Raw genomic sequence first — 25,312 nt, forward strand, 5'->3', positions numbered from 1 at the left:
AGCACGACCGCCCGGAGCCCGTACGGCCAGCGGTCCTCGCGGATCCGGCCCTCCTGGACCGGTCCGACGACGGTCTGGTCGACGACGCCGCGGACGAAGGCGGCCGCCCGGCCCACCCGAGCGTCGGCCCGGCGCTCAGCCACCGGTGGTCCAGGAGTCGAAGGTCCAGCCCTTGGTGTAGCCGAAGAGGTAGAGCCCCTGCGGCGTCGCGAGCCCGGGGCGTTCGCTCGACACCAGCGAGGTCGAGCGGGTCGGCCAGGTCGCTGCGACGCGCCCGTCGCCGCCGACGACGTCGAGCCGGTCCGAGGTCCAGCCGGCGAGGTGCGTCGCCGTGGGGTCGACCGCGAGGTAGCCCGGCAGCCGGGCGGTCACCCGTCCGTCGGCGTCCAGCAGCAGCGTCGCCTCCTTGGAGGCGACCACCGGCCGGCCGGCGAAGCCCGTGAGCGCCGTGAGCCCGCCGTCGAAGTGCGTGAGGAAACGGGTCGTGCCGGTCGCCGGGTCGAGCCCGTCGAGATTCTGGTCCTCGGTGACGAGGACCCGGTCCCCGACCACGGCGACGGCCGAGGCGGCGAAGGACCGGTCCCAGCGGGTCGCCCCGCTCGCCGCGTCGAGCGCGGTGACGGTCCCCCTCCGGTCGGCCACGACGACGACCCCACTGCCGGCCGCGGGTGTGAGGTTGACGTCACCGGGAACGTTCCCGGTCCAGCGCACCGCGCCGTCCGCGATGCCGAAGCGCAGCACGCGCCCGGACAGGTCGACCACCACGGCGTCGTCCCCGGACACGCGTACCGGGGCGTTAGGGCCGATCTCGGGCAGGGCCGCCGACCAGAGCCGCATCCCGGCGTCGGAGTACGCGACCAGCGCGCGCTCGCTGGTCGTCACGAGCACGACCGAGCCGAAGGCCGCGAGGCTCAGCACCGTCCCGCCGGGGTGGACCGACCACGCCGGGGTCCAGGCGTCGATCGTCTTGGGCGTGGTCGCCACCAGGTCGTCCGGCGCCTGCAGGGCCCGCACGACCAGGCCCGACGAGGTCAGCACGGGGTGCACGGTGGTCGCCACCGTGCCCAGCATCGTCCGGGTCTCGTCGGTGCCGTCGACGGTCACCGTGTCCCAGGTCCGGGGCTTCCAGGCGGCCGGGTCGGTCCACGCGACGTCGTCGGCGGTGGTCCGGCGCGCTCCCGGGTCCGGCGCGGGCACGGCCGTCTCCCAGGTGCGGTCGGCCCCCTCGCTCTCGCTGGCCTCGACCACCCCACGCCCGGGGCACCACGTCCGGGTCAGCCACGTCCGACGCTTGGTCTGCGGCGCTCCCCGGTCCGTCAGCTCGACCTGACCGCTGACCTCGAGGCACCCGTCCGCACCTGCCGCCGCCTGGAAGAAGCTCGCGTAGTCCGCGGTGTCGCCGGCGGTCCCGGTGCCGAACCACTTCGACCCCGGCCCCACGTCGGCCGGGAGCTCTACGAGCGCGGGCTCGTACGCGGTGATGGTCCCGTCGGCCGACCGCTCGCCCGCGAGCTCGACGCTGCCCCGGACGCGGTGGTAGCGGGTCGTCTGGCTCGGGACCCCGGCGCCGTCCACCGACGTGGTGGTCTCGCGCCAGAGCCGCGAGCCCGACGGGTCGTCGTAGTCCTGGTGCAGCACCCGGGTGACGACGAACGCGTCACCGCTCAGCAGGCCGTCGACCCCGGCGAACCGGGCCGACTCGGTCACCTGCGTCCTCGTCTGCGTGACCGACTCGCGCGTCTGGTCCACCCGCTGCCACAGCGCCGCGCCGTCCGCGGGCACGTACGACAGGGCCGTCGTGCGGACCTGAGGGGCCCGGCGGGCGAGCCAGCTGCCGGTGCCGACGACGAGCCCGAGGCAGAGGAGTACGACGAGCGGGACCCACCACGGCCGCGTCGGGCCCGCGGACGCCGGCGGGCCCCAGCTCGGGTCGACGCCCGGGTCGTGCTGGGCGTACGCGGCGCCGAGCAGGGGGTCGACCGGCATCGTCGACCAGTCCTGCACGGGGAACGGCGCCCAGCGCTCGTCCCCCGCCGCGCTCACGGCGGTCATCCTGCCAGCCGGGAGCGCCACCCGGCGCTCATCCGCGGGTGAGTCAGCCGGGTGGGTCAGGCGGTGGTCACGGGGTGATCAGCACCTTGCCGACCGCACCGCGCTCGACCGCCTCCTGCGCCTGCGCCGCCTGCTCGAGGGGGAAGTGGTGCAGCGGCAGGCCGTGGGCGTCACCGACCCCGATCGCGCCGTCGAGCAGGGCGGCGCCGAGGTCGTCCACCGCGCGCGCCTTCGCGGCGGCGGGCAGGGTGTAGACGAGGACGAACTGCCAGCGCACGTTGCGGACCATCGACGTCCGCACCGGGACCGCGACCTCCGCCCCGCCGCCGTCGTCGGCGTACGTCACCACGACCGCGCCCGGCGCGAGCAGCCCGCCGTCGAGCCCCGCGTTGGCCTGCGGGTTCACCTCGACGACGACGTCGACCCCGCCGGGGACGATCCGGCGGACCTCGGCCCGCACGTCGGTCTCCCGGTAGTCGATCACGTGGTCCGCCCCGGCGGCGGCCGCGAGCCGGCCCTTGGCGGGGCTGCTGACCGTGGTGAGGATCGTGGCGTCGGACCAGCGGGCGAGCTGGATGGCGGCGTTGCCGACCGCGCCCGCACCACCCGAGACCAGGACCGTACGGCCCTGCAGCGTCCCCGGCCCGAGGCGCAGCGGGCCCTCCTCGTGCACCGTCAGGCACCGGTGCGCGGTGATGAACGGGATGCCGAGGGCGGCGCCGAGGTCGTACGGGGCCCCCTCCGCCCCGCGGGAGGGCAGCGCCGCCAGGTGCGTCTGCCGGACGAGGGTGTGCTCGCTCGTCGTGCCCCAGCGGCGCTTGAACGCGGCCTCGAAGACCCAGACGTCCAGGCCGAGCCACGAGGCGGGCACCCCTTCGCCGACGGCCTCGACGACGCCCGCGCCGTCCTGGCCCGGGATCTGCGGCGGGTCCACCGGGCTGCCGGGACCGCGTCCGGCGCGGGACTTCCAGTCGGTCGGGTTGACCCCGGATCGGAGCACCCGCACCCGGAGCTCGCCCGGTCCGGGCTCGGGGACGGGCTCGTCGGTGAGCCTCAGGACCTCGGGACCACCGGTCTCGGCGTAGACGACAGTGCGCATCTCGGCAGTCTCTACCCGAGGTCGCGGCGCCGGTTCAGCAGGACCGGCAGCACGGCGCGGACGCGGGCCACCTCGTCGAGGTCGAGCTCGGTCACGACGAGGTCCTCCTCGGCGCCGAGCTCGGCGAGCACCGTCCCGTCCGGACCGACGACGCAGCTGTGCCCGATGCCGGTCGGCGCGTTCCCGCGGCCGGGCAGCAGGAGGCCGGCGGTCAGCGGGTCGGCCTGGCCGGTGGCCACGACGAAGCACGTGCTGTCCAGGGCCCGAGCGCGGGTCAGGAGCTGCCACTGCTCGAGCTTGCCGGGGCCGGCGCCCCACGAGCTGGGCAGGCACACGACCTCCGCCCCGCGGTCGGCGAGCGCGGTGAACAGGTCGGGGAACCGCACGTCGTAGCAGGTGGCCAGCCCCACCCCGATCCCGTCGACCCGGACGACGACCACGTCGTCGCCGGGCGCCACCGCGTCCGACTCCGCGTAGCCGAAGGCGTCGTAGACGTGGATCTTGTCGTAGCTCGCCTCGACGCCGGGACCCGTCACCAGCAGGGTGTTGGTCACCCGGCCGTCCGTTGCCGGGGTGAACATGCCGGCGACCACCACGACGTCGTGGCGCGCGGCGATCGCCCGCACACCGTCCGCCCAGGGTCCGTCGAGGGGCTGCGCGATCTCGGCGAGCGGCAGCCCGAACGCGCGCATCGTCGCCTCCGGGAACGTGACCAGCCGGGCGCCGGCGGCGGCGGCCCACCCGGTCTGCTCGGCGACCTGCCGGAGGTTGTCGTCGAGGTCGGCCCCCGTCGCGATCTGGGCCTGCGCCACCCGCAACGTGCTCATGCCGGCTCCCCTCTCGTGGATGTCGCCTCGGCTGCGCTGACCCGCTCGACGTCGGCGCCGCGGATGCCGAGCATGAAGAGGATCGCGTCCAGGTAGGGCACCGACACGGTGGTGTCGGCCTGCGCCCGGACGACCGGCTTGGCGTTGAAGGCGATGCCGAGCCCGGCGGCGGCGAGCATGTCGAGGTCGTTCGCGCCGTCCCCGACGGCTACCGTCTGCGACAGCGGGACGCCCTCCGCCGCCGCGATCTGCGCCAGCAGCTCGGCCTTACGCGCCCGGTCGACGACGGTGCCGAGCACCTCGCCGGTCAGCCGCCCGTCGCGGACCTCGAGGGTGTTCGCGTGGGCGTGGTCCAGGCCGAGGTCGACGCGCAGGAAGTCGGTGAACGGCGTGAACCCGCCGCTGACGATGCCGACGACGAAGCCGAGGCGCTTGAGCGTGCGGACGAACGTCCGGGCGCCCGGCGTCAGCCGGATCCGGGCGCGGACCCGGTCGATCGCGGCCTCGTCGAGCCCGGCGAGCAGCCGGACGCGCTCGCGCAGCGACCCCTCGAAGTCCAGCTCGCCGGCCATCGCCCGCGCCGTCGTCGCCGCCACCTCGGCCCCGCAGCCGGCCTCGTCGGCGAGCAGCTCGATGACCTCGTCCATGATCAGCGTCGAGTCGACGTCCATGACGACGAGCCGCTTGGCGCGACGTTCCAGGCCGTTGACCTGGACCGCGATGTCGATCCGCTCGGCCTGCGCCACCTCGCCGAGCTCGCGCCGCATGGCCTCGACGTCCCCGGCGATGACGACGAGGTCGTACGCGGTGACCGGGTCGGTGGCCAGCCGGACGATGCGGTCGATGTTGCCGCCGGTGGCGGCGATCGCCTCGGCCACCGCGGCCAGCGACGACGGGGTGAGCGGGCGGCCCAGGACAGTCACGGCGTGCCGCATCAGGCCGGCGCGGCTCGAGGTGCTGGCGACGCGCTCGAAGTCGACCTTCATGTCGTGGGTGAAGCCCCAGAACAGGACGTCCCGTACGACGCTGTCGTCGGCGCCGTCGAGCCGGACGAGCACGTCGAGGGTGAGCCGCTCGCGCACGACGAGCTGTTCCATGTCCTCGAGCACCGCCCCCGCGCTGCCGAGCAGCTGGAGCAGGTCACGCGTGACGCTGGGCCGGTCGCGCCCGGAGACGCGGATCAGCAGCGGGTGGCCCGCCTCGACCACGCTCACGCGAAGGTCCAGGCGAGGATCTCGGCCGGTTCGCGGGCGACCACCCGGAGCGGGGCGGGCACCGTGAGCTCGAGCGCGTCCCCCTCGTCGAGCGGCCCGACACCGTCGACGTCCACGGCACCGCGGGCGAGAAGGACGTACGCGGAGGCCGACGCGGGCAGGGTGCGTTCCTCGCCGGTCTCGAGGCGGGTGACCCACAGGGTGGTCCCCCGGCTGCGCAGGTCGACCACCGCCGTCGGGTCGGAGCCGGACGCGGCCGCCACCCAGGTGGACGCCAGGTACGCGGGCTTGAAGCCGCCGACCACGTACGACGGCGTTCCTCCGGGGGCGTCGGGCCGGATCCAGGTCTGCACGAAGCGCACGTCCGCGTCGGCGGCGGCGCCCTCGGCGTGCGTCACGCCGCTGCCGGCGCTCAGACCCTGCACCTCGCCCGGCTCGATGGTCGCGACCGAGTCGTCCGGGTGGGCGGTGTCCGCGTGGCGCAGCTCTCCGGAGACCACCCACGTGACGATCTCGACGTCGCGGTGGGTGTGCTCCGGGTAACCCGTGCCCGCGCGGACGGTCTCGTCGTTCAGCGCCAGGAGGGACCCGAAGCCGACGCGGTCGGGGTCGTAGTGCTCGCCGAAGGAGAAGCTGTGGCGGGTCAGGGCCCAGCCCTCGGCGGCGTCCGGCGTGGCGGGCGCGACGGTGGCGAAGCGGTCGGCGGAGCGACGCACCTCGACCCCTTCCACGGGCGTCAGTATCGCCTGCTGCCGCTCGCGTGCCACGCCTAGGCTTCCCGCATGGCCAGCCGTCCCGTCCCCGATCCCGTCGCGCCCGGCCAGGAGTCGGTCTGGGACTACCCGCGCCCGCCCGCGCTGCGGAGCGTCGACCACCTCGTCACCGTCGTGCTCGGCGGGGTCGAGATCTGCGAGACGCAGACGAGCGTGCAGTACCTCGAGACCTCTCACCCGCCGACCTACTACCTCCCGCGGAGCGCGTTCATCGCCGGGTCGCTGAAGGAGGCGGGCGGGTCGTCGTACTGCGAGTGGAAGGGCGAGGCGTCGTACCTCGACGTGGTCGGCGGCGACAAGGTCGTGCGCCGGGCGGCCTGGACCTACCTCAGCCCCACGCCCCGCTACGCCGCGCTGCGCGGGATGATCGCGCTCTACCCCGGCCAGATGGACTACTGCACGGTGGACGGGGAGCGGGTCGAGCCGCAGCCCGGGACGTTCTACGGCGGCTGGATCACCGCCGCGGTCAGCGGTCCGTTCAAGGGCGGGCCGGGCTCCCAGGGCTGGTGAGGCCGGTACGGAGCGGGAGCGCAGGGTGGACGACACCTACACCGAGGAGGTCCTGCGCCTCGTCGAGGCCGTGCCGCCCGGGGCGGTGACGACGTACGGCGACCTCGCCGAGATGGTCGGGCGGGGTGGTCCGCGCCAGGTCGGCGCCGTCCTGGCGCGCCACGGTGCCGCCGTCCCCTGGTGGCGCGTCATCCGCGCCGACGGCCGGCCGGCGGACGGTCTGGGTGAGCGCGCGCTGAGCCGGCTGGCCGAGGAGGGCGTCCCGGTCCATGACGGCCGCGTACGCCTGGCGTCCGTCCGTTGGCGACCTGCACCGGAGAGCCTGCCCGGCCGTCCAGTTTGAGCGGCACCCGACGTAATCAGACCGTCGACGAAGACGGGCGCGAACCGTTCCCAACCCCCGGGCCGGTGTGCCAGGCTGAGTCGCAGCAGAGCGTCGCGGATGCGGCGTCGAAGGTCACAAGGAGAAGTGCATGGCGCAAGGCACCGTCAAGTGGTTCAACGCCGAGAAGGGCTTCGGCTTCATCGCCGTCGACGGCGGCGGCCCGGACGTGTTCGTCCACTACAGCGCGATCCAGACGAGCGGCTTCCGGTCCCTCGACGAGGGTCAGCGCGTCGAGTTCGAGACCACCCAGGGTCCGAAGGGCCCCCAGGCGGACGCGGTCGTCGCGATCTGACGACCCGCACCGGCTGAACGCAGCAGCCCCCGGCACCTCGGTGCCGGGGGCTGTCGCGTTCCGTCCCCGGAGGAGTCAGCCCGCTCAGGCGGCGAGGAGCCGGCGTCCCAGGTCACGGACGCGGTCGCGGAGCTCGACCGGACCTTCCACCACGAGGTCGGCGTCGAGCGTCGCGAGCACCCCGGGGACCCAGTCCAGCCGCTCGGCGCGGATCTCGACCCGCACCCAGCCCTCTCGCTCCGGCACCGGTGCGACGGTCGCGATCCCGAGCGGCAGCCTGGACTCGACCGCTCCCGCCTCGGCGTGCACGAGCACCGACACCGCGTGCCGCCAGGGCGTCCGGGCGAGGCCACGAAGGACCTCGGCGCGCGGGTCGAAGCCGTCCGGGACGTCGAACGTCCCCGAGTCGGCGCGTGCCGTCACGACCCGGTCCAGCCGGAACGTCCGGAGCTCGTCGTTCTCCACGTCGACGCCGGTGAGGTACCACCGCCCCGCGTGGGCGACGATCCCGTACGGCAGCACCGTGCGGTCGGTGGTCCGTCCGTCGCGCGTGTGGACGAGGTCGAGCGCGCGCCGGTCGCGCACGGCTCCCGCCACCACCAGCAGCACGTCGACGTCGGGCGTCGGCCCCGTAGGAGTCGGCTCCCCCAGGTCCGCGACGTCGAGCAGCGCCTCCAGCCGGGCGGCCAACGGCTTCGGCAGCACGCGGTGGAGCTTGGCGGCCGCGCTCTCGGCGGCCAGCCCCGACGCGTCGCCACCGGCCCGCAGCCCGGAGGCCAGCCCGACCAGCACCGCCACCGCCTCGTCGTCGGTGAGCATCAGCGGCGGGAGCCGGTAGCCCGGCGCCAGGCGGTAACCGCCGTACCGGCCGCGCACCGAGACGACCGGGACGTCGAGGTCCAGCAGGTGGGTGACGTAGCGGCGCACGGTCCGTTCGTCGACGCCGAGCCGGTCCGCGAGGTCGGCGACCGAGCGGGTGCCGCCGTTCTGCAGGATCTCCAGCAGCGCGAGGACGCGCGCGGTCGGTCGGGGCACGAGAAGAAGGTAGCGAATACCGGGCGGATCCTGTCCGATATCGGTCCTAGCGTGGTCGACATGAACCTCGTCTCCGTCCGCATCATCACCGACGACGTCGACCGCCTGAGCGACTTCTACGCCCGGCTCACCGGCGTCACGGTGGACCGGCCGGTGCCTGACTTCGCCGAGCTCCGGACGCCCAACGGCACCCTCGCCCTCGGGAGCACCCGGACGGTCGGGCTGTTCGGCGCGGGCTCGGCCGAGTCCGCGGCGAACCGGTCGGTGATCATCGAGCTGCTGGTCGACGACGTCGACGCCACGTACGCCTCGCTCCAGCCCTGGGTGACGACGTTCGTCAACGAGCCGACCACGATGCCGTGGGGCAACCGGTCGCTGCTGCTGCGCGACCCCGACGGCAACCTCGTCAACCTGTTCGCCCCGGTGACGCCCGCGGCGATCGAGAAGTTCAGCCCGTACGAGCGTTGAGGGCCCGACTCGGTACCGTGAGCGCGCCGGACCCGTCAGCAGGAGGAAACCTTGCCCGAGCACGTGAAGTGGAACAGCGACGTGGACACGGACGTACCGCCGAGCGGTGACGGCTGCGTCGAGTGCGACGCCAGCGGGTCGTGGTGGTTCCACCTGCGTCGTTGCGCGACGTGCGGCCACATCGGCTGCTGCGACGACTCGCTGAACAAGCACGCGACCGCGCACGCGATGTCGACGCATCACCGCTACATCCAGTCGTTCGAGCCGGGCGAGGACTGGTTCTGGGACTACAAGGACGACGCGATCGGCCAGGGCCCGCGGCTCGCCGCGCCGAGCTCGCACCCGGCCGACCAGACCACGCCCGGGCCGGAGGAACGCGTCCCGTCGGACTGGCAGCAGGTGCTGCAGGACGCCGACCGCTGACGGTCGGCGCCCTGCGCGGGTCGCTGCCGGGCGAGCTCGCTCAGTAGGCGGGCTGGCTCGGGTCGATCTCGTTGACCCAGGCGCTGACGCCGCCGCCGACGTGCACGGCGTCGGCGAGGCCGGCGCCCTGGATGATCGCCAGCACCTCCGAGGAACGCACGCCGGTCTTGCAGTAGAGGACGACCTGCTTGTCCTGCGGCATCTGGCCGAGGGCCTCACCGGTCTGGAAGTCGCCCTTGGGGATGAGCACCGAACCCGGGATCGCGTTGATGTCGCGCTCGACGGACTCGCGGACGTCGACGAGGAGGAAGTCCTTCTCGCCGCGCTCGCGCTCGGCGAGCCACTCCTCCAGCTGGCGCACACCGATGGTGTGACCGGCGACGGCGTTGGCGGCCTCGTCGGTGATCGCCCCGCAGAACGCCTCGTAGTCGATCAGCTCGGTGATCGGCGCGGTGTCGGGGTCCTTGCGCAGCTTGAGCGTCGTGTACGTCATCTCGAGCGCGTCGTAGACCATGAGGCGACCGATCAGCGGCTCGCCGATGCCGGTGATCAGCTTGATCGCCTCGGTGACCATGATCGAGCCGATCGACGCGCAGAGCACGCCGAGCACGCCGCCCTCGGCGCACGACGGCACCATGCCGGGCGGCGGAGCCTCGGGGTAGAGGTCGCGGTAGTTGGGCCCGTGGTCGTCCCAGAAGACGCTCGCCTGGCCCTCGAAGCGGAAGATCGAGCCCCAGACGTACGGCTTGTGCGACAGCACGGCGGCGTCGTTCACCAGGTAGCGCGTGGCGAAGTTGTCGGTGCCGTCGAGGATCAGGTCGTACTGGGCGAAGATGTCCATGACGTTGTCGTTGTCGAGACGCGTGTCGTGGACGATCACGTTCACCAGCGGGTTGACCTCGGAGATGGACTCCTTGGCCGAGATGGCCTTGGACTTCCCGATGTCCGACTGCCCGTGGATGATCTGGCGCTGCAGGTTGGACTCGTCGACGGTGTCGAACTCGACGATGCCCAGCGTGCCCACGCCCGCGGCGGCCAGGTACAGCAGGGCCGGGCTGCCGAGGCCGCCGGCCCCGATGACGAGGACGCGGGCGTTCTTCAGCCGCTTCTGCCCGATCATGCCCACGTCCGGGATGATCAGATGACGGCTGTAGCGACGGACCTCTTCGGTCGTCAGCTCGGCGGCGGGTTCGACCAGCGGTGGCAGAGCCACGGTTCCTCCTGCTCTCGTACGGGATCCCGTCGGACGGGTCCCTCGATCGTCAGCCGGAACGTCCCCCCGGGGCGACCTATTCCGACGGCCGGACTGCCCCTTGCCGCCGCGGGCGCCGATCGCGGAGAAAAGCCACAGTTCTGGTCGACCTGCGTCAGCATCTGCAAATCTGCGACATGCACCTGCTGCCGTACGGGCTGCGCCGCCTGCTGCACCGCCCGAAGCGCGCCCGACGGAGGACCCCGGATGCCGTGACCGCTCACGAGGAGCGCGAGCACGACCTCCGGCGCTACCGACCACGACCCCGCGCCTCACCCCCGACGGCGGTCCAGCGGGAGGTCGACCCGCGCTCCGATCGACCAGGCCCGGATGGCTCGAGCGCTCGCTCTGCCTCAGTCGTCGAACGCGAAGCCTGAGCTCTCCGCATCACGGATGGTCGTCGCCACGCGGTCTCCGTCGTCGAGGTAGCCGGCCAGCACCCGCTGCAGCTCCTCGAGCGTCGCCCGATCCCCGTACGCCGCGAACATGCCCGACTCGGAGTCGAGCTCCACCCTGGCCGCGAGCTCGGGAGCGACGAACCGCACCAGACCCTCCCAGAAGTAGCCGTTGGGTTCGTGGTCGGCAGCACTGATGGCCTCGTCCGCCGGCAGTTCACCGCAGTAGAAGGTCAGGCTGGTCGCACCATCGACGTCGATGATCGTCGCGTGATCGGGCACGCCGCTCATCGTCGCAGAGACGCGGCCCGCAGGCCGAAGAACGGCGCATCCCCCATCGGCCGGGAGGCTCACGGCGGGTCGGGTGCCCGCGCCGTGTAGGCGTGACCGGTCGGCGTCGTGGTCCTGACGGTGTGGGGCTCGGTCCCGAGCCCGTCGTGGACGACGGCGGCGGTCCAGCCGGGCTGTTCGTGGACGAGGTTGTGGCGGGCGCACAGCCCGCGGCCGTTGACCAGGGTGGTCGGGCCGCCGTCGGCGTGACGCCGGACGTGGTCGAGGTGACGGACCGGCGCCCCGCAGAAGGGGACCCGGCACGTCTGGTCGCGGGCCCTGACCAGGTCGGCCAGCGCGCCGGTGAACCGGCGCCTCGGGTCGATCCCGGACATCCGCCCGTCTGAGGTGGTGTGCAGGCGACGCACCGTCTTGGCGCCGAGGCTGGCGTCGACGATCTCGCGGGCCAGAGCTCCGGGGAGCGGGCCGGCGCCGGTGATCGTGGCGGTCCTCGTGCTGTCGGGGTCGTCGGCGAGGTCGGCGGGCAGGATCAGCTGGATCTCCACGGCCACGTCGGCGGCTCGGGCTTGTCCGGTGAGGCGTTCGACGAGGGTGTCGGCCATGATCTGGTCCCGCGTCCGGTCGTCGCCGGTCGCCACGAGGTTGTCGGTGTGACGCCGTAGCGCGGCGAGGCAGGCGACGCCCTGCTCCACGGGTAGGTACCCGGACAGGACGCTCATCGTGTCCGGCGCAGGCCGCAGGCCGACGCGGCGGTGCTTCCGCTCGTTCCGGCCGCGGGCGACGTAGGCCTCCCGGTCGGCCTCGTAGGCGTAGCGACGCGCTAGCACCGCGGCCTCCCTCACGCCGAGCCCGGCGACGCCGGCGTCGTGCAGACGGGCGTCCACGCTACGTCGGGTGACGGCGTCGAGATGCCGCGTCTCCATCACGACCGCCTCCGCGGTCGGCTCACTCACCGCGCCAACCGCAAGGGCGGCGTAGGTGTGCGGCAGGTCGAACCACCACGCCCGCGCCGAACCCAACCGCCGCGCCGCGACCGTCGGCGACACCCGGCACGCCAGGCCCAGCTCCTCGGCCACCCCGCGGCCGATGTCGCGCGGGTGCACGTCGGCGGCCAGCTGCCGCTCGACCCGCGCCCGCCCGAACCGGACGATCACGGCGGCCTGCACGGCCGCGACCGCACCCCGCAGCCGTTCCAGCACCGCGATCTGGTCGACCAAGTCGGCCTCGGTCGAGTCGTCGTCCACCCCGGCGAGCGCGTCGGACGTCAGCCCGGCCAGCTCGTCCACCAGCGAGCTCAGGCGTGCAGTCATGGGATGGGGAGCCTCCTCGACCCGTTCCACCGTCCGCAACGCCATGAGATGAACCTACGACGACCCACCGACAGAATCGAACACCTGTGCGAGTGAACCAACATCATGGACCAGCCGGACAACACCGACCGGCTCAGCGCTGGACGGCCTTGACCACCGTCATCGCCCACGTCACCTCGTCGGCCGCCACGCCGCCGCTCGCGAAGGTTCCGGCCAGCTCGACGAGGGTCCGTACCACCACCCAGGAACGGGCCCGGTCCTCGTCCAGCCCGGCGGCGTCGACGACGGCGTAGAAGCGTTCGAGCAGGTCGCCGCGCAGGTCGTCGCTGCCCTCGGCCCCGTCCCAGCGCCGCAGGACCGCGGCGACCTCGTACGCGGGGTCGCCCGACGCCGGTCGCGGTGCGACGGCCGCCCAGCCCCGACCCACGCCGCGGACGGTCCCGGGCCGCAGGTCACCGTGCAGCAGCACGGGGGTGACCTCGGTCGGGTCGACGAGCCCCGGCGCCCAGGAACGCACCTGCTCCGCGAACCGTCGCGGCACGGTCGCCGCCACCGCCGGCAGGGCGAGGTCGGCGAGCCAGCCCTCCACCAGGTCGGCGAGCCGCGGCGGCTGCGGGATCGGCGCGCGGTGGAGCACGGCGTAGAGCCCGCCGACCTGGGTGCAGGCGTCGTACGCGTCGAGGGTCCGCAGGTCCTCGTCCGGCTTGGTCCGTCCGGTCAGCAGCAGGTGGCGCCGCGGGTCGGCCCGCAGCAGCCGGACGGCACCGTGCCCGTCCCACGCCCGCAGGGCCAGGTGCTCGTACGGCGACCCGTCCGGCGCGTGCTCCAGCAGCCCAGGTTCGCCCTCGGCCGTCCGCACCGGCACGGATGGACGCGGCAGCTCCCGCACGGCGCCGTCCACGCGCAGCTCCCACTCCGCGGCGACGTCGTGCAGCAGCCGCTCGGCCGCGCTCACCACGGCCGGCGTCCGCCGCGCCTCACCCCTGGGTGCCCGCGTCCACGTAGCGGTGCCAGGACTCGGTGCGGTGGTCGACCACCCAGCCCAGCGAGAGGTACAGGCCGTCGGCGTTGGTCGAGGAGTCGGCGTCGACCTCGAGCGAGACCCGCGTGCGCCCGCGCCGGGCGGCGTCCGCGACGACCGTGCTCAGCAGCGCCTTGGCGACGCCCCGCCCGCGGGCGCGTCGGTGCACGCCGATGTAGTCGACGTAGCTCCCGTACGCGCCGGCCGCGTCGGGCGGCGAGACCGAGCTGATCAGCGCGCCGCCCGGGCGCCACTCCCCCTCCAGCTCGACCTCGGCGATCCACCAGTGGTCCCAGCGGTGCCAGGGGTCCTCCTGCAGCCGGACGACGAACTCGGCGAAGCCCTCGCGGTAGGAGTTGAAGTGGTCGGCGAACGACTGCTCCAGCACCAGGTGCACCGTCTGCAAGTCCTCGGCGGTCGGCAGCCCGTTGCCGTGCTCGCGGACGCGGCGCACCCGCACGCCGGGCCTCGGCTCGGGCAGCGCCCCCGGCTCGGCCTCGGCCGGGTCGACGGGCCGGTCCATCTTCAGCCACGTCCGGACGCAGTCGTAGCCCGCCGCCGCCAGCCAGGTGCGCTGCCGGTCGTCGTCGGCGTCCGCGGCCGAGTCGAGCTGCGTACGGGGCGCCCGACGGAGCGCGGCGACCTCGGCGGCCTCACGGTCGGCCCAGGCGAAGAGCCCGGCGGCGATCGCGCCCTGGGCGGGGGCGTCGGGCGCGACGAGGACCGTGACCTCCGTGCGCCCGTTGGCCCGGTCGTGCACGACGACCCAGCCGACCAGCGTCGCCGACGCGTCGAGGACCACGAGCTGGCGCCGCGTCCAGCTCGCCGGGCCCACGACCAGGGCGGTGAGGGTGGCGACGTCGACCGGGCTGCTGCCGTGGCGCCGGTTGGCGGCCAGCAGTGCCGTCAAGGCACCGATGTCGCCGTCACCGGGCACCCGGGTGGACCACCCCTCGGGCAGGGTCGACCGTTCTGACGTCACTGGCGGAGGCACGGCCCGAGTCTGTCAGGGTCGACCAGGAGGGAGCGGCGCCAACCTCTCCGAGGCCCTTCGACAGGCTCAGGGAGCGTCGGACGCTCAGCGCCCCAGCGGGGCGAACCAGGTGGCGTCGGGCGGGTCGACCGGGATCGGGTCGCCGTACGACCACGAGCCGACCTCGAGCGCCCCCGGGCCCACGGCCCGCGTCACGCGGTCGATCCGCACGCGCCGGGCCTGCCACAGGATCAGGGCCACGGCGATCGCGTGCACGACCAGGCCGGGGAAGAAGTCCCACGGCGACCCGGTCGTGGTCGTGTCGACGAACGAGTCCGCGTAGCCGCCGTACGTGATCGTCAGGACGCCCACGCCGACGTTGTTCACGGCGTGCATCGCGATGCCGGCCTCGAGCCCGCCGGTGCGCCAGTTCGCCAGGCAGGCGGCGACGGCGAGCGTGGCGATGCTCAGCAGGACCCACGGGTCCGGGCTCCCGTGCGCGAGCCCGAAGAGCGCGGCCGACACGACGGTGGTCACGACGAGCCCCGCGACGGGCCGGGGGAAGTACGAGCCGAGGTTCTGGACCAGCCAGCCCCGGAAGAGGAACTCCTCGCCCGCCGCCTGGAACGGTGTGACGAGCAGGGCCATCACCAGCAGCAGCACCCAGTGGTCCGGCCGGCCCGGCGTGACCGGGTCGAGCAGGAACCCCAGGCCCAGGTAGACCACCCAGACGGGCGCGACGACGAGGGCGCACCGGCCCAGCCAGCGCCACCGCAGCCGGCCGACGACCGAGGAGACCCAGCGCGGCCGGACCCGGTGGGCGATCGCCACCGCACCCGCCGACGCCGGGATGAGCGCGGCCAGCACCAGGTCGAGCTCGAGCATCGACAGGGCGCTCATGTCGTCGTCCACCGAGCCGACCCAACGGTCCGGCAGCAGCGCGTCGAGGCCCTCGAACCCGCCGAACACCGCCACGAAGAGCACGATCAGCAGACCGACCAGCACGGCGAGCGAGACCAGCGGCCGCCACCACCGCCACCCGGGCCCGCGCAGGAGCTGGTGGTAAGCGACCGGGAGATCGGGTCGCCGTCGGGGGTCGGGGCGTACCCGGCGGCGGGCGACCCGGTCCTCGGCGGGAGGCAGGGCGAGGGTCGACATCGCGCCACCCTCTCACCCGGCGCCGCCACCGTCACCGCCCCCGCGCTGACACGCAACCGTTGCGTACGGGCGCGGCGCGGGTCTGGTCAACGGGGGCGCCGGACCGAGAGACTACGACGCACTGGTCACCGGGCAACCCGGCGACCGCTCGGGATCGGAGCAGGATGAGCACCTCGACCGCACGACCGGGGCTACGGGGTGAGCTCTGGCGCCGCAAGCCCGTGGGCGAGAGCGCGAACCCGCACGGACCCAAGCTCGAGCGCACGATCGGGACGTTCCAGCTGACGATGTTCGGCGTCGGCGCGACGATCGGCACCGGCATCTTCTTCGTGCTCGGCCAAGCCGTGCCCGAGGCTGGGCCGGCCGTGATCATCTCCTTCATCCTCGCGGGCATCGCGGCGGGGCTCGCGGCGCTCTGCTACGCCGAGCTCGCCTCGTCGGTCCCCGTCTCGGGCAGCACCTACTCATACGCGTACGCCACCCTCGGCGAGGTCGTCGCCATGGGCGTCGCGGCCTGCCTGCTGCTGGAGTACGGCGTCTCGACGGCGGCGGTCGCGGTCGGGTGGTCGGGCTACCTGAACGAGGCGGTCACCAACATCACCGGGGTCTCGCTGCCGCCGGCCCTGCTGGCGGCCCCCTTCGCGGAGGGCGACGGCGCGACCGGGATCATCAACCTGCCTGCCGTCATCCTCGTCGGGCTCTGCATGATGCTGCTGATCCGCGGTGCGAGCGAGTCGGCCCGCCTCAACGCGATCATGGTCGTGATCAAGCTCGCCGTGCTGCTGATGTTCGTGGTGATCTCCTTCACCGCGTTCAACGGCGCCAACTTCACCGACTTCGCCCCGCTGGGCAAGGCGGCCATCGGGACGGCGGCGGGGACGATCTTCTTCTCCTTCATCGGCCTCGACGCCGTGTCGACGGCCGGCGACGAGGTCAAGGACCCGCAGCGCACGATGCCGCGGGCCCTGATCGCGGCGCTGATCATCGTCATCGTCTTCTACGTCCTCGTGGCACTGGCCGCGCTCGGGACGCAGCCGTGGACGGAGTTCGAGGGCCAGCAGGAGGCCGGGCTGGCCAAGATCCTGGAGATCGTCACCGGCGCGAACATCTGGGGCACGATCCTGGCCCTCGGGGCCGTGATCTCGATCTTCTCCGTCACGCTCGTGACCCTCTACGGCCAGACCCGCATCCTCTTCGCGATGGGGCGCGACGGCATGCTGCCGCCGGTCTTCGCCAAGGTCAGCCCGCGCAGCGGGACGCCGGTCAACAACACGATCATCGTGGCGATCGTCGTCGCTCTGCTCGCCGCTTTCGTGCCGCTGGACTACCTGATCGACGTCGTCTCGATCGGCACCCTGACCGCGTTCGTGATCGTCTCGCTCGGCGTGATCATCCTGCGCCGCCGCGAGCCCGACCTGCCCCGCGCGTTCAAGGTGCCGGGCTACCCCGTCACCCCCATCTTGTCGATCCTCGCCTGCGCCTACATCCTGTCGAGCCTGCACTGGATCACCTGGGTGGTCTTCGCCGGCTGGGTGCTCGTGTTCCTCGCCTTCTACATGCTCTACGGGCGCAAGCACTCGGTCGTCGGCCGGCTGCAGCGCGGGGAGATCGCGCCCGACGAGCTGCCCGAGCCCACGAAGGAGCACTGAGCCTGATGTCGGTCGTCGTCGGATACACCCCCGGCAAGGGCGGTCGAGGTTCGCTCGACCTCGGCCTGCAGCTCGCCCACGCGCTCGACGAGCCCATGGCCGTCGTCACCGTGGTGCCGCGGCAGTGGAGCACCCCCTCGATGGCCCGGGTCGACGCCGAGTACGGCGAGTACGCCCGTCAGGTCGGCGCGGAGGCCGAACGTCAGGCCCGCGCGTACCTCGTGGACACCGAGACCACCGTCAAGGTCGACCTGACCTATCGCGCGGTCACCGGACGTTCCGTGGCGAGCGCGCTCATCGACGCCGTCGGCCAGCTCGACGGGACGGTCCTCGTGCTGGGCTCCTCGACGGACGGGCAGGTCGGGCGCGTCGTGGTCGGGTCGACCGCCGACAAGCTGCTGCACGCCTCCCCGGTGCCGCTGGCGATCAGCCCGCGCGAGTTCCGCTCGGTCGCGGCCGAGGGGGTCACGAAGGTGACCTGCGCCTTCTCCGACTCGGCGTCGTCGGTGGCCGTGGTCGGGCGGGTCCACACGCTGGCCGAGCGGTTCGGCGTGCCGCTGCGGGTCGCGAGCTTCGGCGTACGCGGCGCCACGATGTACCCGCCGCTCGGCGGCATCACCGCCGAGGACTCGGTCCTCGACTCGTGGACCAGCGAGGCCGAGAAGGCCCAGCGCCGCCTGGTCGCCGACGGCGTCATCCCCGAGTCCGTCGAACGCGTCATCGGCACCGGCGCGACCTGGAGCGACACGATGGCGTCGATCCCGTGGCAGTCGGGCGAGGTGCTCGCGATCGGTTCCTCGTCCATCGGACCGCTCGCGCGCGTGTTCCTGGGGTCGCGTGCGACCAAGCTCATCCGCCACGCCCCGGTCCCGGTGATCGTGCTGCCGCACCAGGGCTGAGCCCTTAGCCCACCGTCGAGGACGGGTTCGCCACAGCCGCTCACCTCCGGAACAGCCGCACAGGCCGCACTCTGTGCGGCTGAGTCGCCGCTACGCGGCTGTGCGGAGGGCGCGCGGCTGTACGTCCCAGCCGACCGACCGGGGGAAGTACGTGGGTCAGCGGCGAATCCGTACCGACAGGCAGGTGACGCAGCCCTCGAGGCGCTCGAACTCGGTGATCGGGACGGTCACGACCTCGAGGCCGCGGGCGGCGTACAGCTCGGCGGTGCGCGGGGCGTCGGCGGACATGAGCACCGCGCCGTCGCCGAGGTCGACCACCGCGGTGCCGTGCTCCTCGGGCACCCCCAGGAACGTGGGGTACGCGGCCGGGTCGTCGACCAGCGGCGCGTAGCCGACGACGGTCCCGTCGGGCAGCGCGGTCACGCCCGACTTGAGGTGCAGCACCTTCGCCACGGGCACGGGGACGACCCGGCGCCCGTACGGCTCGACGAGCGCGGCGAGCTGGCGGACGCCCTCGTCGTTGGTCCGGTCGCCGCGCCCGACGTAGATCACGTCGCCGACCTTCAGCACGTCGCCGCCGTCCAGGGTGCCGGGCGGCTCGATCGCCACGACCTCGAGGGCGAAGCCGGAGGCCACGAGCCGGTCGACGCCGGCGCGGGCGGTCACCAGCTCACCGCGCCGCGAGGCCGCACCCGGCGAGGTGAGGATCGCCAACCGGTCGACGACCACCAGGGCGTCCTCCACGAACACGCCGTCCGGGTGCTCCGGGGCGGGCTCGAGCTCGACGACGTCCCAGCCGCGGGCGGCGAAGGCCGCGACGTAGCCCTCCCACTGCGTCCGGGCCAGCGCGGGGTCCACGGGGACGCGGTCGAGGTGGGTGAGCTCCCCCTCGGCGAGCCGCGGGGACGGCGGGCGGACGACGATCAGGGGCACGGTGGGCACGCGGCCATTCTGGCCTCGGGGGTCCCGGGCGCGTCTGGCAGGATCGCCCCCGTGGTCGACGGCGCGGACGGGCTGGAGCTGCGGCGCCGGCTGTCCGACGCGGCCCTCGCCGCCGCGGGCCTCGCCGGTGTCACCGTGCGGGACCTCGTCGCCGGCGAGATGGCCGACGCCTCCGCCCTGCTCGCCGAGGTGTGGCAGACCGACCCGCGCGAGAGCCCGATGGAACCCGGTCTGCTGGTCGCGCTGGGCTTCGCCGGCAACTACGTCAGCGGCGCGTTCGACGACGCCGGCGTGATGGTCGGCACGTGCGCCGGGTTCCTCGGCGCCCCGCACGGCCGCCTGCTGCACTCCCACGTCGCGGCCGTGCGTCGCGGTGCCCCGCGCGGGATCGGCACCGCCCTCAAGCTGCACCAGCGCGCGTGGTGCGCGGAGCACGGCGTCGACGTCATCGGCTGGACGTACGACCCCCTCATCGCGCGGAACGCCTGGTTCAACCTGGGTCGGCTCGGCGCGCACGTCGAGGCGTACCTGGTCGACTTCTACGGACCGATGGACGACGGCCTGAACGCCGGCGAGGAGAGCGACCGGCTGCTCGTGCACTGGCCGGTCGAGCCGCAGCAGGTGACGCCGGCCGACGAGCCGGACGGGTCGTACGTCGCCCTCCTCGCCGACGCCGACGGCGCCCCGGTGCTCGCCCCGGACGTCCCCGTCGGCACCACGACGGTCACGCTGGCCGTGCCGCCCGACGTCGAGGCCCTGCGGGCCAGCGACCGCGGCACGGCGTCGCGCTGGCGGGTTGCGTTCCGGCAGGCGTACGCGGACCTGCACGAGCAGGGCTGGCGCGTGCACGGCTTCACCCGGTCGGGCCGCTACGTGCTCGGCCGACCGGACCCACGACAGGCGGACCCCGCATGACCCTGACCCTCGACTCGATCGTGCTGCACCTCGTCCGGCTACCCCTGGTGTCGCCGTTCACCACGTCCTTCGGGACGGAGACCGAACGCCTCGCCCTGCTGCTCGAGGCGCGGACAACCGTGTCCGTCGGCGACCAGAGGCGCGAGGTCACCGGCTGGGGCGAGTGCGTCGCGCAGGAGGAACCCACCTACTCGGCCGAGTACGTCGCCGGCGCCCAGGCCGTCCTCGTCGACCACCTGCTGCCGCGCGTGTTCGCCGCGCAGCGCGAGCGCCCGCTCAGCGCCGAGACGGTCGCCGAGGTGCTGGCCCCCGTGGTCGGGCACCCGATGGCCAAGGCCGCCCTGGAGATGGCGCTGCTCGACGCGCAGCTGCGCGCCGCCGGCACCTCGTTCGCCGACTACCTCGGCGTCACGGTCGACCGGGTCCCGTCGGGCGTCTCCGTCGGGATCCAGGACGACGTGCCCACGCTGCTGCGGGTGGTGGAGGGCTACCTCGACGAGGGCTACCGCCGCATCAAGCTCAAGATCAAGCCGGGCCGCGACGTCGAGCCGACCCGGGCCGTGCGGGAGCGGTTCGGCGACATCCCGCTCCAGGTCGACGCGAACGCCGCCTACACGTTGGCCGACGCCGCGGTGCTGCGCAGGCTGGACGCCTTCGACCTGCTGCTGATCGAGCAGCCGCTGGCCGAGGACGACCTCCGCCAGCACGCCCTGCTCGCCCGCCAGCTCGTGACCCCGATCTGCCTCGACGAGTCGGTCGTCTCCGCGCCGCGGGCGGCCGACGCCCTGGCCCTGGGCGCGGCGAGCATCATCAACATCAAGCCGGGCCGGGTCGGCGGCTACCTCGAGGCGCGGCGGATCCACGACCTCTGCCGGGCCTCCGGCGCGGCCGTCTGGTGCGGCGGCATGCTCGAGACCGGGCTCGGCCGGGCCGCCAACGCCGCGCTGGCCGGGCTGCCCGGCTTCACCCTCACCGGCGACATCTCCGGCTCCGACCGCTTCTACGCCGTCGACGTCACCCCGCCGGTGGTCATGGTCGACGGCTACGTCGCCGTCCGCCGCGAGCCCGGCGTCGGCGACCACCCCGAGCCCGCCCGGCTGGAGGAGTTCGGCGTCGGCCGGCAGGTCGTCGAGGCGCCGTGACCGCGGTCCGGGTCGGCGGGCGCACGCTCGGCCTGTCCAACCTGGACAAGGCCCTCTACCCCGACGGCTGGACCAAGGGCGAGGTCATCGACTACTACGCCCGGATCGCCGACACGATGCTGCCGCACGTCCGCGACCGGGCCCTGACGCGGCTGCGCTTCCCGGGGGGCGTACCGCGGGCGTCGACCGCGCCCCACACCGGCGGCACGACCCCGCTCGCCGCCGGCTCGTTCTACGAGAAGAACGCGCCGGTCAGCACGCCAGCGTGGGTCCGCCGCCAGCCCGTCCGGACCAGCGAGGGCGTCATCGACTACGTCGTCGCCGAGGAGACCGCGACGCTGGTGTGGCTGGCCAACCTCGCCGCCCTCGAGCTGCACGTCCCGCAGTGGACGATCGCGAGCGGCGTCGTGGGCCCCGACGGGGTGCTCGACCTGCCCGGCGAGGAGCCGCGAGACGGCGAGCCGCTGGCCGACCGGGTCGTCGTCGACCTCGATCCGGGCGCGGGAATGGACGTGCTCGATTCCGCCCACGCGGCCCTGCTCGTGGCCCAGGTGCTGGCCGGCGACGGGCTGGTGCCCGTGCCGCAGACGTCCGGGAGCAAGGGCGTCCAGGTGTACGCGGCCGTCGCCCCGTGCCGGGCGCGCGACGCCTGGGCGTACGTGAAGGGGCTCAACGCGGCGATGGCGAAGGCCCGGCCCGACTTCTTCGTCGCCTCGATGTCGGTCGAGCAGCGGCGCGGGCGGATCTACGTCGACCACAACCAGGACCTGCCGGCCCGCAACACCATCGCGCCGTACTCGTTGCGCGGCCGGGAACGGCCCTCGGTCGCCACCCCGGTCAGCTGGGAGGAGCTGGCCGCGGCCACGCGCCCGGAGGACCTGCACTTCTCCCCCGCCGCGGTGCTCGACCGCGTGGCCCAGCACGGGGACCTCGCGGCGGACCTGCTGCTCGACGACCGGCCGCCGCTCCCCGACGCGTCCTGAGCCCGCGCCCGGTCAGGGCGGGTTCAGGACGCGGCCTGCGCGGTCGCGAGCCGGCGCCAGAGCTCGGCCGGGTTGCGCACGGGCGGGTCGAAGACCATGTCGACCGTCGTGACGCCCTCGGCGCCGAGGCACACGAGCCGGGCGGCCCGGGTGGTCAGCCGGCCCAGCGTCACCGCGGTCGCCGACGGGACCCCGTGGGCCGCGGCCAGCCGGGCCAGGTCGTCGGCGTGGTTCTGCTCCAGGTGCTCGGTGAGCCGGCGGCCCCGGGCGAGCAGCCAGTCCGGCGACGCGGCCGCGAGCTCGCCCGGGGTCAGCGTCTGCGCCGTGCCCGCGCCGGGGACCGCGATCGCCAGGCCGGAGAGCCGGAGCGGCACGACCCGCAGCAGGGCCGGGTCCACGGGACCCAGCAGGCAGCCACGGTGGTCCTGGATCGTCCGGACGACACCCGGGTCGTCGGCCGCCAGCCGGACCGGTGCCGTGGTCCCGGTGGCGTGGAGGACGCCGACCTCGGGGATGGCGATCCGGACGCTGAGCGCGGTCCCGGTCGCGAAGAAGTCCTCCGGGTCGGACGGGACCAGGAAGGGCTCCCCGCCGGCCGCGAGCAGCCCGACCGTGCCGGCGCACCCGTGCTCGGCCCCGTCGAGCCGCGCGCACGTCGCCTCGTGGGAGGTGGACAGGACGGTCCGGGCGAGAACCGCGGCCTCGTCGCGGGCGATGCGATCGTCCATCTTCGTGCTCCTTAGGCAAGCCTTACCTCAGTGAGATGGCACGCTAGCACCTCGTGAGCCCCGTACCGACCCTGCTTCCGACGTCTGACGCCGAGACCTCCCCGCTGCGGGCGCTCTGGCGCCACCACCGTCGCTACCGCCCGCGCGTGGTAGCGGCGGCGGCCGCGACGACCCTGAACACCGCCGCCGACGTGCTGCCCGAGCTCCTGCTCGGCGTGGCGGTCGACGTCGTGGTCCGCGGCTCCGACTCCTTCGCCGCCACCCTCTTCGGGGTCGAGGACCGCTTCTCCCAGCTCGTCATCGTCGCCGCCGTCAACGCGGGGGTCTGGGTGATCGAGTCGATCACCGACTACGTCGCGTCCCTGCTCTGGCGGGGGCTGGCCCAGGACGTCGAGCACGACCTGCGCGTGGAGACGTACACGAACGTGCAGGAGCTCGACGTCTCCTGGCACGAGGGCTCGGCTCCCGGCCGGGTCCTCTCGGTGATCAGCGACGACGTGAACCAGCTGGAACGGTTCCTGGACACGGGAGCCCGCGTCATCCTGCACACCTTCTGGACGGTGGTGTTCGTCGGCGCGGTCTTCGCCGCGACGTCGTGGACGCTCACGCTGCTCGCGTTCCTGCCGGTCCCGGTGATCGTGATCGGGTCGATCGTCTTCCAGCGTCGTCTCGAGCCGCTCTACGCCCGTGTCCGGGCCCGGGCGGGCGACGTGAGCGCGACCATCTCGACCAACCTCGGCGGCCTCTCGACGATCAAGGCCTTCACCGCCGAGGCGCGCGAGGTCGAGCGCGTCCGCGAGGTCTCCACCGGGTACCGCGACGCCAACCTCACGACGATCCGCTGGTCGTCGGCCTTCGTCCCCCTGATCCGGATGGCGATCCTGGCCGGCTTCACCTCCACGCTGCTGCTGGGCGGCTGGCTCGTGATCAACGGCCGGCTCGAGGTCGGGCTCTACACGATCCTCGTCTTCATGACCCAGCGGCTGCTCTGGCCGCTGACCGACCTCGGCGAGACCCTCGACCTCTACCAACGGGCGATGGCCTCGACCCGGCGCATCTTCGCGCTCATGTCCGAGCGCGGCGACACCCGGCCCGGGGCGAGCAGCCTCGCGCTGCCGGTCCGCGGCCGTCTCGAGCTGCGCGGCATCCGCTTCGGCTACGCCGACGGCCCAGACGTGCTGCGCGGCCTCGACATCGTCGTGCCCGCCGGGGAGACCCACGCGGTCGTCGGGACCACCGGCGCCGGCAAGTCCAGCCTGCTGCGGCTCGTGCTGCGCTTCTCCGATCCCCGCGAGGGCCAGGTGCTGCTCGACGGCACCGACGTCCGCGAGCTCGGCTGGGACGCGCTGCGCGGCGCGATCGGCTACGTCAGCCAGGACGTCTTCCTCTTCCACGGCACCGTGCGGGACAACCTCGCGTACGGGCGGGTCGACGCCACCGACGAGCAGGTGCGCGAGGCCGCGCGGCTGGCCGAGGCGGACGCGTTCATCGCCGAGCTGCCGCAGGGCTACGACACCGTGGTCGGCGAGCGCGGCCAGACCCTCTCCGGCGGGCAGCGCCAGCGGATCGCGCTGGCCCGGGCGATCCTGCGCGACCCCGCGCTGCTCGTCCTCGACGAGGCGACGTCGGCGGTCGACACGGAGACGGAGGCCGCGATCCAACGTTCCCTGGCCGCGGTCACCGCCTCGCGGACCGCGCTGGTGGTCGCCCACCGGCTCTCGACGGTGCGTGACGCCGACCGGATCTGGGTCCTGGCGGGCGGCCGGGTCGCGGAGTCGGGCTCGCACGACGAGCTGGTCGCCGCCGGTGGGATCTACGCCGGGCTGTGGGCCGTGCAGATCGGCGAGGCGGTCGGGGCGGGGAGCCGCGCTCGTTAGGGTGGCGCTCGTGCCAGGTGTTCCGCAGACCGAGGAGGTCCAGGTCCGCGGAGCCCGGCTGCCGCGCGACCAGCGGCGGGCACAGCTGCTCGACGCCGCCAACGAGGTCTTCACCACCCGGGGCTACCACGCCGCCGCCATGGACGAGATCGCCGCGGCGGCCGGGATCAGCAAGCCGGTGCTCTACCAGCACTTCGACTCCAAGCTCGACCTCTACCTCGCCCTGCTCGACCAGGCCTGCGACTCCCTCGTCGACGTCGTGCAGGACGGCCTGGCCTCGACCGACGACAACGCCGACCGCGTCGTGGCCGCGATGGGCGCGTTCTTCGACTTCGTGTCGTCGACCAGCGGGGAGTTCCGCTTCGTCTTCGAGTCCGACCTCACCGGCGACGGTCGCGTGCAGGACCGCCTCTGGCGGGTCAACAACGACGTCGCCGACCTGATCGCCGCCGTCATCGTCGAGGACACGCTGCTTCCGCCGGAGCAGGCGAAGCTCCTCGCCATCTCGATGGTCGGCCTCGCCCAGGTGGGCGCCCGCTACTGGGTCTCCGACCGCAGCGCCGCGATCGGGCTCGAGCAGGCCAAACAGCTCGTCAGCACCCTCGCCTGGCGCGGCATCAGCGGGTTCCCGCTGCGCGCGCCCCGCGACGCCTGACCCGTCTCGCTGCCGCGCAGAACCACAGCCGCGGACCGGAGAGA

The 25,312-nt window shown here is 73.7% G+C and carries 26 protein-coding genes; 12 read left to right on the forward strand and 14 right to left on the reverse strand.

Annotated features, from left to right (window positions below; translation table 11 throughout):
* Positions 1–135: 135 nt before the first annotated feature.
* From FHX39_RS22160 to FHX39_RS12730, 5 genes are all read right to left on the reverse strand, one after another.
* On the reverse strand, positions 136–2,043 hold the full coding sequence (locus FHX39_RS22160) for an outer membrane protein assembly factor BamB family protein (RefSeq protein ID WP_183338952.1): 1,908 nt from the start codon (positions 2,041–2,043) through the stop codon (positions 136–138).
* Between the two features lie 76 nt (positions 2,044–2,119).
* The gene (locus FHX39_RS12715; RefSeq protein WP_183338954.1) at positions 2,120–3,151 is read right to left on the reverse strand and encodes an NADPH:quinone reductase; all 1,032 of its coding nucleotides are present in this window, start codon (positions 3,149–3,151) and stop codon (positions 2,120–2,122) included.
* Between the two features lie 11 nt (positions 3,152–3,162).
* The gene (locus FHX39_RS12720; RefSeq protein ID WP_232530624.1) at positions 3,163–3,978 is read right to left on the reverse strand and encodes a carbon-nitrogen hydrolase family protein; all 816 of its coding nucleotides are present in this window, start codon (positions 3,976–3,978) and stop codon (positions 3,163–3,165) included.
* Complete coding sequence (gene serB, locus FHX39_RS12725) at positions 3,975–5,192, reverse strand: phosphoserine phosphatase SerB (RefSeq protein ID WP_332836813.1); 1,218 nt, start codon at positions 5,190–5,192, stop codon at positions 3,975–3,977. The genes FHX39_RS12720 and serB overlap by 4 nt, the downstream gene beginning before the upstream one ends.
* Entirely contained in the window at positions 5,189–5,923 is a 735-nt protein-coding gene (locus FHX39_RS12730) for a pirin family protein (protein WP_183338956.1), read from the reverse strand. The genes serB and FHX39_RS12730 overlap by 4 nt, the downstream gene beginning before the upstream one ends.
* Positions 5,924–5,974: 51 nt before the next feature.
* Between FHX39_RS12730 and FHX39_RS12735 the strand changes: the two genes are divergently transcribed.
* The 3 genes from FHX39_RS12735 to FHX39_RS12745 all read left to right on the forward strand — a co-directional run bounded on the left by FHX39_RS12735 (position 5,975) and on the right by FHX39_RS12745 (position 7,152).
* Positions 5,975–6,475 carry a DUF427 domain-containing protein gene (locus FHX39_RS12735; protein WP_183338958.1) on the forward strand — a complete coding sequence of 167 codons (501 nt, stop codon included), beginning with the start codon at positions 5,975–5,977 and terminating at the stop codon, positions 6,473–6,475.
* Positions 6,476–6,500: 25 nt separating this feature from the next.
* The gene (locus tag FHX39_RS12740) at positions 6,501–6,818 is read left to right on the forward strand and encodes an MGMT family protein (protein WP_183338961.1); all 318 of its coding nucleotides are present in this window, start codon (positions 6,501–6,503) and stop codon (positions 6,816–6,818) included.
* Between the two features lie 130 nt (positions 6,819–6,948).
* Positions 6,949–7,152 (forward strand): cold-shock protein, encoded by a 204-nt coding sequence (locus FHX39_RS12745; protein ID WP_183338963.1) that lies wholly within the window; start codon positions 6,949–6,951, stop codon positions 7,150–7,152.
* Between the two features lie 84 nt (positions 7,153–7,236).
* Here the strand turns inward: FHX39_RS12745 and FHX39_RS12750 are convergent, their stop codons facing one another.
* The gene (locus tag FHX39_RS12750) at positions 7,237–8,187 is read right to left on the reverse strand and encodes a helix-turn-helix transcriptional regulator (RefSeq protein ID WP_183338965.1); all 951 of its coding nucleotides are present in this window, start codon (positions 8,185–8,187) and stop codon (positions 7,237–7,239) included.
* A 60-nt stretch (positions 8,188–8,247) separates the two neighbouring features.
* On the opposite strand from FHX39_RS12750, the gene FHX39_RS12755 reads away from it, so the two are divergent.
* Together FHX39_RS12755 and FHX39_RS12760 are read left to right on the forward strand one after the other, a co-directional pair.
* On the forward strand, positions 8,248–8,655 hold the full coding sequence (locus FHX39_RS12755) for a VOC family protein (protein WP_183338967.1): 408 nt from the start codon (positions 8,248–8,250) through the stop codon (positions 8,653–8,655).
* A gap of 51 nt (positions 8,656–8,706) precedes the next feature.
* Positions 8,707–9,078 (forward strand): UBP-type zinc finger domain-containing protein, encoded by a 372-nt coding sequence (locus FHX39_RS12760; protein ID WP_198423383.1) that lies wholly within the window; start codon positions 8,707–8,709, stop codon positions 9,076–9,078.
* Positions 9,079–9,118: 40 nt separating this feature from the next.
* Here FHX39_RS12760 and moeZ read toward each other — a convergent pair whose 3' ends face one another.
* The 6 genes from moeZ to FHX39_RS12790 form a co-directional block, all read right to left on the reverse strand.
* The gene (gene moeZ, locus FHX39_RS12765) at positions 9,119–10,291 is read right to left on the reverse strand and encodes an adenylyltransferase/sulfurtransferase MoeZ (RefSeq protein ID WP_183338969.1); all 1,173 of its coding nucleotides are present in this window, start codon (positions 10,289–10,291) and stop codon (positions 9,119–9,121) included.
* A gap of 392 nt (positions 10,292–10,683) precedes the next feature.
* The gene (locus FHX39_RS12770) at positions 10,684–11,079 is read right to left on the reverse strand and encodes an Imm51 family immunity protein (RefSeq protein WP_198423384.1); all 396 of its coding nucleotides are present in this window, start codon (positions 11,077–11,079) and stop codon (positions 10,684–10,686) included.
* Positions 11,076–12,326: an HNH endonuclease signature motif containing protein gene (locus tag FHX39_RS12775; protein WP_183338971.1), complete on the reverse strand. Its 1,251-nt coding sequence runs from the start codon at positions 12,324–12,326 to the stop codon at positions 11,076–11,078. The genes FHX39_RS12770 and FHX39_RS12775 overlap by 4 nt, the downstream gene beginning before the upstream one ends.
* Before the next feature lie 133 nt (positions 12,327–12,459).
* Entirely contained in the window at positions 12,460–13,281 is an 822-nt protein-coding gene (locus FHX39_RS12780; RefSeq protein ID WP_183338972.1) for an aminoglycoside phosphotransferase family protein, read from the reverse strand.
* A gap of 22 nt (positions 13,282–13,303) precedes the next feature.
* Positions 13,304–14,341 carry a GNAT family N-acetyltransferase gene (locus FHX39_RS12785; protein WP_332836814.1) on the reverse strand — a complete coding sequence of 346 codons (1,038 nt, stop codon included), beginning with the start codon at positions 14,339–14,341 and terminating at the stop codon, positions 13,304–13,306.
* Positions 14,342–14,425: 84 nt separating this feature from the next.
* The gene (locus FHX39_RS12790; protein ID WP_183338974.1) at positions 14,426–15,478 is read right to left on the reverse strand and encodes a CPBP family intramembrane glutamic endopeptidase; all 1,053 of its coding nucleotides are present in this window, start codon (positions 15,476–15,478) and stop codon (positions 14,426–14,428) included.
* Between the two features lie 164 nt (positions 15,479–15,642).
* Between FHX39_RS12790 and FHX39_RS12795 the strand changes: the two genes are divergently transcribed.
* Complete coding sequence (locus FHX39_RS12795) at positions 15,643–17,127, forward strand: amino acid permease (RefSeq protein ID WP_183338976.1); 1,485 nt, start codon at positions 15,643–15,645, stop codon at positions 17,125–17,127.
* A gap of 5 nt (positions 17,128–17,132) precedes the next feature.
* On the forward strand, positions 17,133–18,026 hold the full coding sequence (locus tag FHX39_RS12800; RefSeq protein WP_183338978.1) for a universal stress protein: 894 nt from the start codon (positions 17,133–17,135) through the stop codon (positions 18,024–18,026).
* A 156-nt stretch (positions 18,027–18,182) separates the two neighbouring features.
* On the opposite strand, the gene ddaH is transcribed toward FHX39_RS12800, so the two are convergent.
* Positions 18,183–18,968 (reverse strand): dimethylargininase, encoded by a 786-nt coding sequence (ddaH, locus tag FHX39_RS12805; RefSeq protein WP_183338980.1) that lies wholly within the window; start codon positions 18,966–18,968, stop codon positions 18,183–18,185.
* 51 nt (positions 18,969–19,019) lie between these two features.
* On the opposite strand from ddaH, the gene FHX39_RS12810 reads away from it, so the two are divergent.
* From FHX39_RS12810 to FHX39_RS12820, 3 genes are read left to right on the forward strand one after another with little or no spacing between them, the layout of a single operon-like run.
* The gene (locus tag FHX39_RS12810; protein WP_183338982.1) at positions 19,020–19,883 is read left to right on the forward strand and encodes a hypothetical protein; all 864 of its coding nucleotides are present in this window, start codon (positions 19,020–19,022) and stop codon (positions 19,881–19,883) included.
* Entirely contained in the window at positions 19,880–21,025 is a 1,146-nt protein-coding gene (menC, locus tag FHX39_RS12815) for an o-succinylbenzoate synthase (protein ID WP_183338984.1), read from the forward strand. Before FHX39_RS12810 ends, menC begins: the two co-directional genes overlap by 4 nt.
* Positions 21,022–22,008 (forward strand): DNA polymerase domain-containing protein, encoded by a 987-nt coding sequence (locus FHX39_RS12820; RefSeq protein ID WP_183338986.1) that lies wholly within the window; start codon positions 21,022–21,024, stop codon positions 22,006–22,008. The genes menC and FHX39_RS12820 overlap by 4 nt, the downstream gene beginning before the upstream one ends.
* Before the next feature lie 23 nt (positions 22,009–22,031).
* On the opposite strand, the gene FHX39_RS12825 is transcribed toward FHX39_RS12820, so the two are convergent.
* Positions 22,032–22,736 carry a DUF2470 domain-containing protein gene (locus FHX39_RS12825; protein WP_183338988.1) on the reverse strand — a complete coding sequence of 235 codons (705 nt, stop codon included), beginning with the start codon at positions 22,734–22,736 and terminating at the stop codon, positions 22,032–22,034.
* Between the two features lie 53 nt (positions 22,737–22,789).
* Here FHX39_RS12825 and FHX39_RS12830 point away from each other — a divergent pair, with 53 nt between their 5' ends.
* The gene (locus FHX39_RS12830) at positions 22,790–24,613 is read left to right on the forward strand and encodes an ABC transporter ATP-binding protein (RefSeq protein ID WP_332836815.1); all 1,824 of its coding nucleotides are present in this window, start codon (positions 22,790–22,792) and stop codon (positions 24,611–24,613) included.
* Between the two features lie 10 nt (positions 24,614–24,623).
* A complete protein-coding gene (locus FHX39_RS12835) occupies positions 24,624–25,268 on the forward strand; it encodes a TetR/AcrR family transcriptional regulator (protein WP_183338990.1) in 645 nt (214 codons plus the stop codon).
* Positions 25,269–25,312: the final 44 nt, after the last annotated feature.

It is taken from the genome of Microlunatus antarcticus (genome assembly GCF_014193425.1).
In the GTDB taxonomy this organism is placed as follows: domain Bacteria; phylum Actinomycetota; class Actinomycetes; order Propionibacteriales; family Propionibacteriaceae; genus Microlunatus; species Microlunatus antarcticus.

Coding starts and splice junctions, on each gene's coding strand:
- FHX39_RS12715 (WP_183338954.1), bottom strand. CDS start 3,151: ATGCGCACTGTCGTCTACGCCGAGACCGGTGGTCCCGAGGTCCTGAGG.
- FHX39_RS12720 (WP_232530624.1), bottom strand. CDS start 3,978: ATGAGCACGTTGCGGGTGGCGCAGGCCCAGATCGCGACGGGGGCCGAC.
- FHX39_RS12735 (WP_183338958.1), top strand. CDS start 5,975: ATGGCCAGCCGTCCCGTCCCCGATCCCGTCGCGCCCGGCCAGGAGTCG.
- FHX39_RS12745 (WP_183338963.1), top strand. CDS start 6,949: ATGGCGCAAGGCACCGTCAAGTGGTTCAACGCCGAGAAGGGCTTCGGC.
- FHX39_RS12755 (WP_183338967.1), top strand. CDS start 8,248: ATGAACCTCGTCTCCGTCCGCATCATCACCGACGACGTCGACCGCCTG.
- FHX39_RS12775 (WP_183338971.1), bottom strand. CDS start 12,326: ATGACTGCACGCCTGAGCTCGCTGGTGGACGAGCTGGCCGGGCTGACG.
- FHX39_RS12790 (WP_183338974.1), bottom strand. CDS start 15,478: ATGTCGACCCTCGCCCTGCCTCCCGCCGAGGACCGGGTCGCCCGCCGC.
- FHX39_RS12795 (WP_183338976.1), top strand. CDS start 15,643: ATGAGCACCTCGACCGCACGACCGGGGCTACGGGGTGAGCTCTGGCGC.
- FHX39_RS12800 (WP_183338978.1), top strand. CDS start 17,133: ATGTCGGTCGTCGTCGGATACACCCCCGGCAAGGGCGGTCGAGGTTCG.
- menC (WP_183338984.1), top strand. CDS start 19,880: ATGACCCTGACCCTCGACTCGATCGTGCTGCACCTCGTCCGGCTACCC.
- FHX39_RS12825 (WP_183338988.1), bottom strand. CDS start 22,736: ATGGACGATCGCATCGCCCGCGACGAGGCCGCGGTTCTCGCCCGGACC.